At 58.9% G+C, this 10,876-nt stretch carries 8 protein-coding genes; 2 read left to right on the top strand and 6 right to left on the bottom strand.

What is annotated here, in order from left to right; translation table 11 throughout:
• Window positions 1–490: 490 nt before the first annotated feature.
• The 6 genes from pbpG to pepA all read right to left on the bottom strand — a co-directional run bounded on the left by pbpG (window position 491) and on the right by pepA (window position 8,731).
• Window positions 491–1,306, bottom strand: a complete 816-nt coding sequence (pbpG, locus tag G113_RS15620; protein WP_407919106.1) for a D-alanyl-D-alanine endopeptidase — start codon at window positions 1,304–1,306, stop codon at window positions 491–493.
• A gap of 143 nt (window positions 1,307–1,449) precedes the next feature.
• Complete coding sequence (locus tag G113_RS15615; protein WP_040319301.1) at window positions 1,450–2,121, bottom strand: DedA family protein; 672 nt, start codon at window positions 2,119–2,121, stop codon at window positions 1,450–1,452.
• Between the two features lie 8 nt (window positions 2,122–2,129).
• A complete protein-coding gene (locus G113_RS15610) occupies window positions 2,130–3,431 on the bottom strand; it encodes a hemolysin family protein (RefSeq protein ID WP_040319300.1) in 1,302 nt (433 codons plus the stop codon).
• A gap of 162 nt (window positions 3,432–3,593) precedes the next feature.
• Entirely contained in the window at window positions 3,594–6,488 is a 2,895-nt protein-coding gene (locus tag G113_RS15605) for a valine--tRNA ligase (protein WP_040319299.1), read from the bottom strand.
• A gap of 18 nt (window positions 6,489–6,506) precedes the next feature.
• Window positions 6,507–6,962, bottom strand: a complete 456-nt coding sequence (locus tag G113_RS15600) for a DNA polymerase III subunit chi (RefSeq protein ID WP_005906558.1) — start codon at window positions 6,960–6,962, stop codon at window positions 6,507–6,509.
• 260 nt (window positions 6,963–7,222) lie between these two features.
• Window positions 7,223–8,731, bottom strand: coding sequence for a leucyl aminopeptidase (gene pepA, locus G113_RS15595; RefSeq protein ID WP_005906556.1), 1,509 nt, complete (start codon window positions 8,729–8,731; stop codon window positions 7,223–7,225).
• A 171-nt stretch (window positions 8,732–8,902) separates the two neighbouring features.
• Between pepA and lptF the strand changes: the two genes are divergently transcribed.
• Entirely contained in the window at window positions 8,903–10,015 is a 1,113-nt protein-coding gene (gene lptF / locus G113_RS15590; RefSeq protein ID WP_005906554.1) for an LPS export ABC transporter permease LptF, read from the top strand.
• A 138-nt stretch (window positions 10,016–10,153) separates the two neighbouring features.
• A partial coding sequence (gene lptG / locus G113_RS15585) for an LPS export ABC transporter permease LptG (RefSeq protein WP_005906553.1) occupies window positions 10,154–10,876 on the top strand: 723 nt, incomplete at its 3' end.

Here is a 10,876-nt window from a genome sequence, read left to right as displayed (position 1 = left end):
AGACAGCCTCGACTCAGGTCGAGGCTGTTTTTTATGGGCCAAACTGAGGTTGTTGATTTCCCCCGCGCCTATCGAAGCGCGAGGCAGGAGGTGTGACAGCCCGGCCTCCCGCCAGCCTATCTTGATACCCAGCCTCCTCATCGCGCCTTGCCGCCCACCTTGCAGATGAACCACACCAAGCCACCGGTAGCCTCATGTCGGCGCTTCCTGGTCGGCTCCAGGCTCACTCGCCATCTTATCCACGACGCGACCGCGTCGCTCTTTTGAGCCGGGGCTGAGAGAGTGCAGAGACACGCTGTATCTGTGCTGGCACCAATGCTGATCACCTAGTGCAAGAATGTGCTCTGAGGATGTTAGGGGCGCGAGATAGAGGGACAAGGGGGCAGGCAAGCGGCCTGCAAAGCTCTCAAGGCCCTGGCTGAGGCAGAAAAGCAAAGAGGGATGCCATGGCATCCCTCTTTGGGCCAGATCGAGCCAAACGAGCTTCTACTCAGGTTTTGAGCCACTTGCGGATACGGTTGGCATCGCCAATGGGAGTGCGTTTGCCAAAGGAGTTGAGCAGGACAATCGCCAACTCCTTGTTATCCGGTTTGGCACGCATCAGCAGGCAGCGCCCCGCTTCATTGGTAAAGCCGGTCTTGGAGAGGCGCACATCCCAGTCAGGGTTCTTGACCAGGGGGTTGGTGTTATTGAAGTGCAGGCTGTAACCCGGTACCGCGAAGCGCATCTCTTCATCGCTGTCCTGAGTAAACTGGCGGATCAGCGGTTGGCGATAGGCGGCTGCGATCAGCTTGGCGAGGTCCTGGGCGGTGGAGACATTGCTGCTGGAGAGGCCGGTGGCATCATGGAAGCGGCTGTTGCGCATTCCCAGCTGTTTGGCCTTGGCGTTCATGGCACGCACGAAGGCGGCACGTCCCCCGGGGTAATGACGAGACAGCGCCGAGGCCATGCGGTTTTCCGAAGACATCAACGCCAGGTGCAGGGCATCACGGCGACTGATCTTGGTCCCCATGCGCACGCGAGAATAGGTGTGCTTGATGGCGTCGCGATCGTTGCTGTCCACTGTGAGGGTCTGGTTGAGATCTTGCCTGGCATCGAGCACCACCAGAGCCGTCATCAGCTTGGTGAGAGAGGCGATGGGGCGGCGACTGGTCGCATTCTTCTGATAGAGCGTCTTGCCGGTGCCGACCTCCATCACCAGGGCGCTGCTCGACTGCAATTGCAGTTTCGCAGGATTGGGTGCGGCCATGACCAGGGCGGGCAGCATGAGGCCAGCCAATGTACTCAACAACGTCAAGGTGCGCATCTGACCCCTCATACGACAACTCCATCCAACTCCAGAAAAAGGCGGTAGATTCACGCATTTTTGTCGTGGCTTTACAAGGTCGGCGGCGGCTATTTTATTAATAATCGTGATTAAAAAAGGCCATGTTGCCATGGCCTTTTCATTCAGGGTTTATTTTGCTCCGGCGTGGGCTTGCGCCTCACCAGCCAACGCCAGATCAGCGCTACCAGACCGGCCGCGAGCAGCACCAGCGGCAGGTAGAGGATGATGCTGAGGAATTGGGTCTCATATTGGGCAGCCAGCTTGGTGTGACTCAGGTAATAACCCAGACTCACCAACGGGCTGACCCAGAGGATGGAACTGATCAGATTGACGATCAGGAAACGCCCCTGCGGGATCTCGGTAGCACCGACTATGTAGGGATAGACGGTTCGCACGAAAGCGATATAGCGCGCGGTGATCAGGGTCAGGATGCCGTATTTGTTGAGCAGGTAGAACACCTTCTGCTTGTGCTTCTCCTCCATGTGGGACATCAGGCGATGGTAGGTCTGGGTGTGGCCGAGGAAGCGGCCCTGCATGTAACCGAGCCAGGTTCCGACGAAGGTCGCGACTACCAACAGGGGCACCACCCAGGGGGAGATCACCTCCTGATAGATGAGTACCCCGGTCAGGATAAGCAAGCTGTCCCCGGGCAGGAAAGCGGTAGGAATGAAGCCATTCTCCAGCACCAGAAAGGTCAGCAGCACGCAGCAGACCATAAAGGCCATCCTGGGATCTGACAGGGTGGCGAGATCCTGGGTCATGAAGGCGTGCGCCAACTGGGAAAACTGCTCCATCATAACGCCTACTCCACGGCCTCGGCCGACTGCTTGGTTGAGGTCGCCAACACTTTATCGATACGCAGACCATCCATGTCAACGATCTCCAGATGCCACTGATCCAGGGAGACCAGATCCCCGGTCTGAGGCACTCGTCCCAGCAGCAGCATGATGAGACCGCCCAGGGTGTGATAGTGATGATCCTCTTCTTCTGGCAGGCGGCTTATCCCCAGGCAATCTTTGAGTTCTGGCAGGGGGATGAGTCCATCGAGCAGCAGGCTGCCGTCGGCACGCTGAAAAATCCAGTTGTCCTGATCTTCACCCTGCTGGAAATCACCCGCCAGCGCTTCGAGCAGATCCTGCTGGGTCACCAGACCCTGCAACTCACCATACTCGTCAACTACCAGCACCATGTGTTCGGCATGGCTGCGGAAATGGTTGAGCAGCTCCAGGCCGTTGAGGGTCTCCGGCAGCAGGCTGCCATCCTGGGTGAGGGCCGCCAGATCGATGGCTTCACCACGCACATAGGCGTGGAGCACCTTGTTGACGTTGAGGATGCCGACCAGATTGGAGAGACTGCCGTCACACACCGGGAAGAAGCTGTGGCCATACTCCACCATCCGCATCAGGTTGACCTCGGAGGGAAGTGCAAGATCCAGATAGCAGATGTCGCTGCGGGGTACCATGATGGACTCGAGCCGGCGCTCATCTAGGCGAAACACATTGCGCAGCATAGTGCGCTCATGAGCCTCTATGACCCCGGTTTCGGAGCCCTCCTCCAGCATGGCGTGGATCTCTTCCTGGGTGAGTTGGCTGTTGTTCTCCTGGCTGACCCGCAATAGCCGCAAACTGGCATGGGTCGAGGCGGAGAGCAGCCAGACGAAGGGACGGGTCAGGGTTGCCAGCCAGAGCATAGGGCGTGCCATCAGGCAGGCGATGCGCTCCGGACTTATCTGGCCGAGTCGCTTGGGCACCAGCTCACCGATGACAATGGAGAGATAGGTAACGCTGACGACCACCAGCACGGTGGCAAGCAGGCTGCTGGTGCTTGGGGTCAACCCCCACTCTTGCAACCAGAGGGCGAATGGTTTGGCCAACACTGACTCACCATAGATGCCGTTTAGCAGGCCTATGCTGGTGATGCCAATTTGCACAGCAGAGAGAAACTGGGTGGGATCCTCGGCCAGGCGCAATGCAATGGCCGCAGAGTGGCGCCCCTCGGCGGCAAGCTTGCTGAGCCGCGCCTTGCGGGCCGTGACGATGGCGATTTCAGACATGGCGAAGAGGCCATTGAGCACAATCAATCCAATCAGGATCAACATTTCCATACAGTAAGCTAACTCCACATAGTGAACACTGCGGCAGTGTAATAAATTTGGCGGGGATCCGCTTGTAAAAACGCATCACGACGCGCTCTGTGAGGCGGCCACAAAAAAGCCCCCTGCTGGCAGGGGGCTCGATATGGTGACGCTTGTGGCGAGGGTTGCTGCTTACAGGGCGGCGATTTCCACCTGCTGGGCTTCCAGCTTGGTGAGCTGGAGACGGTAATCTTCCAGCTTCTCACGCTCCTTGGCGATGACGGCGTCCGGCGCCTTGGCCACGAAGGCCTCATTGCCGAGTTTGCCTTCGATGCGACCACACTCGCCAACCAGCTTGGCCACCTCTTTGGCCAGACGGGCCAGTTCGGCTTCCTTGTCGATGAGGCCCGCCATGGGGATCATCAGCTCTGTGTTACCGATCAGCTTCTTCACCGACAGCGGGGCGACATCGCCTTCTGTCAATACGCGGATGGACTCCAGACGGGCCAGGGACTTAAGGGAGGCCTCGTTGCCCCGGGCGCGCTGACCATCTTTGGCATCGCACTTGAGCAGCACATTGAGCGGCACGCTTGGTGCCACGTTCATCTCGGCGCGGATGTTGCGGATGCTGACGATAAACTCCTTCACCCACTCCTGATCTGCCATGGCGGCTTCGTCCACCTTGGTCGCGTCGAACTGTGGGAAGGCTTGCAGCATGATGGTATCGGCGTGAACACCGGTCAGCGGCGCCACCGACTTCCAGATGGTCTCGGTGATGAACGGGATGATGGGGTGAGCCAGACGCAGCAGGCTCTCCAGTACAGTGACGAGGGTGTGACGGGTGGCACGCTGTTCGGCCTCGGAACCCTTGCCCAGTATCGGCTTGGTCAGCTCCAGATACCAGTCGCAGAACTGGTTCCAGATAAACTCGTACAAGATGCCGGCCGCCATGTCGAAGCGATAGGTATCCAGCGCGGTGCGAAAATCACGGATGGCGACTTGCAGCTGGGACTGGATCCAGCGATCCGCCAGGCTGAACTGCATCTCGCCGCCATTACCTTGCGAAGAGAAGCCGCAATCCTGCTCTTCGGTGTTCATCAGCACGTAGCGCGATGCGTTCCACAGCTTGTTGCAGAAGTTGTTGTAACCATCCAGGCGCTTCATGTCCCAGTTGATGTCGCGGCCGGTGGAAGCCAGCGCCGCCAGGGTGAAGCGCAGGGCGTCGGTGCCGTGCGCATCAATCCCTTCCGGGAACTGCTTGGCGGTACGCTTGCCGATCTTTTCGGCCATCTGCGGCTGCATCATGTTGCCGGTGCGCTTTTCCAGCAGATCTTCCAGGCTGATGCCGTCAATCATGTCGAGGGGATCCAGCACGTTGCCCTTGGACTTGGACATCTTCTGGCCCTCTTCATCCCGGATGAGGCCGGTGATGTAGACGGTTTTGAAGGGAACCTGCGGGGTGCCATCCTCGTTCTTGATGAAATGCATGGTCATCATGATCATCCGGGCTATCCAGAAGAAGATGATGTCGAAGCCGCTCATCAGCACGTCGGTCGGGTGGAAGGTCTTGAGCGCCTCGGTGTTGTTCGGCCAGCCCAGGGTGGAGAAGGTCCACAGGGCGGAACTGAACCAGGTGTCGAGCACGTCTTCATCCTGACGCAGCACGGTCACGGACGGAATATTGTGTTTGGCGCGCACTTCGGCCTCGTCACGGCCGACATAGACCTTGCCGGCCTCGTCATACCAGGCCGGGATGCGGTGACCCCACCACAGCTGGCGGGAGACGCACCAGTCCTGAATGTCGCGCATCCAGGAGAAGTACATGTTCTCGTACTGCTTGGGAACGAACTGGATGCGGCCATCTTCTACCGCGGCGATGGCGTCCTTGGCCATGGGGGCCACCCGCACATACCACTGGTCGGTCAGCATCGGCTCGATGGGCACGCCGCCACGATCGCCGTAGGGCTGTTGCAGCACGTGATCCTTGATCTCGCCCAGCAGACCCAGTTCATCCAGCTTGGCCACAATCGCCTTGCGGGCAGCGAAGCGCTCCAGGCCAGCGAATTCGCTCGGCAGGGCGGCATCATAGGCGGTGCTGGGGTTGCCGTTGCCATCAACGACTTCCGCCTCGGCACGCACATGGGCATCCAGGGTGAAGATGTTGATCATCGGCAGGTTGTGGCGCTTGCCCACTTCGTTATCGTTGAAGTCGTGGGCCGGGGTGATCTTCACGCAACCGGTGCCCTTCTCCATGTCGGCGTGTTCGTCGGCGACGATGGGGATCAGACGATTCACCAGCGGCAGCAGAATGTGCTGTCCGATCAACGCTTTGTAACGGGGGTCTTCCGGGTTCACGGCAACGGCGCTATCACCCAGCATGGTTTCCGGGCGAGTGGTGGCGACGATCAGGTGATCCTGGCCATCGCTGGTTTTTGCGCCGTTCGCCAGCGGGTAGCGCAGGTGCCACATGTGGCCCTTGATCTCGCGGTTTTCCACTTCCAGATCGGAGATGGCGGTGTTGAGCTTGGGATCCCAGTTGACCAGGCGTTTGCCACGGTACATCAGGCCATCTTCGTAGAGGCGCACGAACACTTCCTGTACGGCTTCGGAGAGACCCTCATCCATGGTGAAGCGCTCGCGCTCCCAATCCACGGAGTCGCCCAGACGACGCATCTGGCGAGAGATGGTGCCGCCGGACTCTTCTTTCCACTGCCAGATCTTGTCGATGAAGGCATCGCGGCCGTAGTCGTGGCGGGTCTTACCCTCTTCGGCGGCTATCTTGCGTTCAACCACCATCTGGGTGGCGATACCGGCGTGGTCACAACCTGCCTGCCACAGGGTGTTCTTGCCCTGCATGCGGTTGTAGCGGATCAGGGTGTCCATCAGAGTCTGTTGGAAGGCGTGACCCATGTGCAGGCTGCCGGTGACGTTCGGCGGCGGGATCATGATGCAGAAGGAGTCTTTGCTGGTGTCACCGTGGGGCTTGAAGTAACCCTGGGATTCCCAGTGCTGATAGAGCGCCTGTTCGATGGCATTGTGATTAAAAGTCTTTTTCCATGGTCTCGCCGTATGCTGATAGGTTCTGATGGATAAAAATGGGGGCAGTCAGGGCTGCGCCGGATTGTGTGCTGCAAGTGCGGGCTGGTCTCTCATCTCGAGAGCATGGCCTGCCTGGCGATAGTGCTTGTAGCGCTCGCGGGCTTGCTGCTTCTGCGTGTCGTCAGTGGGGACAAAATCTACCACTTGAGGGAAGTTCCCTGCAAACAAAGGTGCCTCCCAGGCCAGATTGATGAGCCGGGCGTAGCGCCGTTTGGGGGGCTGATGGCCAATTTCTACCGGGGCCTGGCCCGCTTCGCCCTGTAGCTGATGGGGCACGAAGCGATCCGGCGGCAGCTGCCAGAGCAGCTCGTCGAGTCGCTCGGCCTGAGCCTGGTCTGCACAATGCACATAGAGGTGACCGCTGCTCCAGCTCTCGGCCGCCAACTGGCAGGCGAGCCGCTCGCAGGCGCTGGCTCCGGTCTCATCCAGTTCGCTCATCAGGTAGAAGGTCACTTGGCTCATCAGGTTCGATCCCGTGTGGCGGTGACGGCGCTTGGCGCAAGCTGGGCTGCGCGCCGCAGATTTGTCGGCGGGAGCGCAGCGGTTGCCCTGCCCGTCAGTTCTGTAATGAAACAAGGAAGAGGCGAGCCTCTTCCTTGTGCGTTAAGGGTAACAGGAGGGCCAGGGCATGGGTAGCACAGGCCCACCGGGTGTCACTCCTTCTCTTTGATGTCCATGCTAGTCCTGTTGAGCAAGATCGAGATCAGCAGGCTGGCGGATGGTCACTCTTTTTCTTCAATGTCCACACCGGCCCGGTTGAGCAGGAACTGGGTCAGCAGAGGCACCGGACGACCAGTGGCGCCCTTGTCCTTGCCGCTCTTCCAGGCGGTACCCGCTATGTCCAGGTGAGCCCAGTTGTACTTTTTGGTGAAGCGCGACAGGAAGGCGGCAGCCGTGATGGTTCCGGCCGGACGGCCGCCAATGTTGGCCATGTCGGCAAAGGGGCTCTCCAGCTGTTCCTGGTACTCGTCGAACATCGGCAGGCGCCAGGCGCGATCGCCAGCCTGCTCCGAAGCGCCGAGCAGTTCATGGGCCAGCGGATTGTGATTGGCCAGCAGACCCGAGGTGTGATGGCCCAGGGCGATGATGCAGGCACCGGTCAGGGTGGCGACGTCAATCACTGTGTCCGGATCGAATCTGTCCACATAGGTAAGCGCATCACACAATACCAGGCGACCCTCGGCATCGGTGTTCAGCACTTCGATGGTTTGACCGGACATGGAGGTGAGGATGTCCCCCGGGCGATAGGCATTGCCACCTGGCATGTTCTCGCAGCCCGCCAGCACGCCGATGACGTTGATGGGCAGCTGCAGCTCGGCCAGGGCGTGCATGGTACCGAGCACGGAGGCTGCGCCACCCATGTCGTACTTCATCTCGTCCATGCCGTCGGCCGGCTTGATGGAGATGCCACCCGAATCGAAGGTGAGGCCCTTGCCGACCAGCACGATGGGCTTGGCTTCAGGGTGACCCTTGTACTCGATGATGGCCATCATGGCTTCGTTTTCGGAGCCGCGGGCCACTGCCAGGTAGGAGTTCATGCCGAGTTCGGCCATCTCCTGCTCGCCCACCACCTTGGTGGTGATATTGTCATACGAATCGGCCAGGCGACGGGCCTGGGAGGCGAGGTAAGCCGGATTGCAGACGTTGGGCGGCATGTTCGCCACGTCGCGGCAGACCCGAACCCCTTTCGCCACGGCCAGGCCGTGGGAGATGGCTTTCTCGCCTATGGTCAGTTCCCGACGTGTCGGCACGTTGAATACCAGCTTGCGCAGCGGGCGACGTGGTTCGGCTTTATTGGTCTTGAACTGATCGAAGCTGTAGAGGCCAGCCTTGGTACTTTCTACCGCCTGGCGGACCTTCCAGTAGGTGTCACGACCCTTGACGTGCAACTCGGTCAGGAAGCAGACGGCTTCCATGGATCCGGTTTCGTTGAGGGTGGTGATGGTCTTGTTGATGATCTGTTTGTACTGGCGTTCATCGAGCTCCCGCTCCTTGCCGCAGCCCACCAGCAGGACACGCTCGCTCAGCACACCCGGTACTTGATGAAGCAGCAGCATCTGGCCTGGTTTCCCTTCCAGGTCACCACGGCGCAGCAGCGAGCTCAGGTAGCCATCGCTGATCTTGTCCAGTTGTTCGGCCACCGGAGAGAGGCGGCGGGGTTCAAATACACCCACCACGACGCAGGCGCTGCGTTGCTTCTCAGGACTGCCACTCTTTACACTGAACTCCATGGAATCTCCTACATCCTAAAGACAAAAGGCACCTTTTATTGAATAATGCAGTGCTTGTTGGGTATCAGAGGCGGAGCGAACAGCCACAGGCTCCGCAGTTCAAACTGGTAAAAATCCAATATAGGGCCCTATTTTTCAGGCATTCGACTAAAAACACAAGTTTACTTGGGAATGACTGTGATCGTTTTCCGATATTTGTTCAGGGAAACCCTGAAAACCCAGCTGGCAGTGTTGTTCGTGCTGCTGCTTATCTTCGTCAGCCAACAGTTCATCAAGATCATTGGCGATGCCGCCGATGGTGAGGTGCCCACGCGCCTCATATCGACTTTGATGCTGCTCAACTTGCCCAATATGGCGCTGTTGATGCTGCCTATCAGTCTGTTTTTGGCCATCTTGTTTGCTCACGGCCGTCTCTATGCCGAAAGTGAGATGACAGTGATGCATGCGGTGGGGGTGAGTCCGCGTCGGGTCATGGTGACCACCATGATATTGGCGCTCTTGACCGCCATGGTGGCAGCCTTCAACACCGGTTGGGTCGCGCCTCTTGCCAAGGAGCGCGAGTATCAGGTGATCGACGAGTTCAAGGCCGATCCGGGCATCTCCTTCCTGCAGGCGGGCCGCTTTATGGAGCTCGATGGCGGCAAGTTGGTGGCCTATATCCAGGATCTCAATGACAAGGGCTCAGTGTTGCATAATATCTTCGTGTTGCAGCGCGCTCAGGGCACGACGCCGCCGTCCGTGGTGATTGCGACCGAAGGCCAGGTGACCGTGGATGAGAATGGTCTGCAGTGGCTGACTCTGAAGGATGGTTCCCGCTATGAGGGACACTTCAATGGCAAGCAGTTTCAGAACTCAGATTTTCGCGAGTACAGCTTGGTCATCCGTCAGCAAGAGGCCGAGCACTCCAATCGCAAATCGGCAGCCAAGCCAACCATGGAATTGTTCGGTACCCAGGATAACCAGCTTATGGCCGAGTTGCAGTGGCGTATCTCACTGCCGCTCTCCATCCCTGTGCTCACCTTCCTGGTGGTTCCCCTGGCCCGGGTCAATCCCCGTCAGGGACGCTACGCCAAGCTGCTGCCGGCTATCTTGCTCTATCTTTCCTACTTCCTGTTGCTGTCGGCGGCACGTTCGGCCATCGACAGTGGTCGTCTCCCGCACTGGCCAGGCATGTTCTGGGTACCGATAGCTTATTTGCTGTTGATCGGGGTGCCACTCAACCTGCAGGGCACCGCCTGGTGGAATGGGGTCAAAGGGCGACTCTTCAATTCGGGGTCACATTGATGCTGCCACATAGGGATTTCTACTGATGTCTGGCATGCTCGATAGGCATATCAATCGGGTCGTCTTTAGGGCAAACCCGTTCTGCGCTCGGTATTCCAAGAGAAAACGCATGATGCTGCAATATAGGAACCTCTGCTGATGTTTGGCATTCTCGATAGATATATCGGCCGGGTCATTTTCATGTCGATCCTGCTGTGTGAGGTGACCCTGGTCGGCCTCTCTGCGCTCATCAAGTATGTGGAGCAGCTCAAGTCGGTCGGCGATGGCAACTATGACATGGTCAACGCCTTCTATTTCGTCATGCTCTCCATGCCCAAGGAGGCGGTACTCTTCTTCCCCCTTGCGGCACTGTTGGGGGGGCTGATCGGTCTGGGCCAGCTGGCAAGCAGTTCCGAGCTTGTGGTGATGCAGGCCGCCGGTCGCTCAAAGCTCAGCATAGTGGTGGCGGCGCTCAAGACGGCCATCCCGCTGATGCTGGTGTTCAGTCTGGTGGGTGAGTATGTGGCGCCCATCGCCAAGCGTACCGCAGACGATATCAAGGCCGGTGCCATGTCCGAAGGGCGACTGACCGTATCGGCTTCCGGGGTCTGGGCCCGGGATGGCCACAATTTCGTCAACATCAACGGGGTGCGCAATGATGGCGCCCTGATGGGCATTACCCTCTATCGCTTCACGCCGGAGCGCAAGTTGATCGATGTGGTACAGGCGAAGGAGGGGATGTTCGAGCAGCACCACTGGTTGCTTAAATCTGTCCATGCAACCCGCTTTGACGATCCGACCCGTATCCTCAGCGAGGATCTCCCCCAGATGACCTGGACGTCAGATCTCACCCCCAAACAGCTCGGTGTGGTCAGCATAGAT

The sequence above is a fragment of the Aeromonas molluscorum 848 genome (genome assembly GCF_000388115.1).
Lineage (GTDB): Bacteria > Pseudomonadota > Gammaproteobacteria > Enterobacterales > Aeromonadaceae > Aeromonas > Aeromonas molluscorum.
This window is presented reverse-complemented; position numbering and strand designations above follow the sequence as displayed.

Bases quoted from the DNA above. Each gene is read 5' to 3' on its own strand.
- pbpG (WP_407919106.1), bottom strand. From the start codon at position 1,306: ATGCGCACCTTGACGTTGTTGAGTACATTGGCTGGCCTCATGCTGCCC.
- G113_RS15615 (WP_040319301.1), bottom strand. From the start codon at position 2,121: ATGGAGCAGTTTTCCCAGTTGGCGCACGCCTTCATGACCCAGGATCTC.
- G113_RS15610 (WP_040319300.1), bottom strand. From the start codon at position 3,431: ATGGAAATGTTGATCCTGATTGGATTGATTGTGCTCAATGGCCTCTTC.
- G113_RS15600 (WP_005906558.1), bottom strand. From the start codon at position 6,962: ATGAGCCAAGTGACCTTCTACCTGATGAGCGAACTGGATGAGACCGGA.
- pepA (WP_005906556.1), bottom strand. From the start codon at position 8,731: ATGGAGTTCAGTGTAAAGAGTGGCAGTCCTGAGAAGCAACGCAGCGCC.
- lptF (WP_005906554.1), top strand. From the start codon at position 8,903: ATGACTGTGATCGTTTTCCGATATTTGTTCAGGGAAACCCTGAAAACC.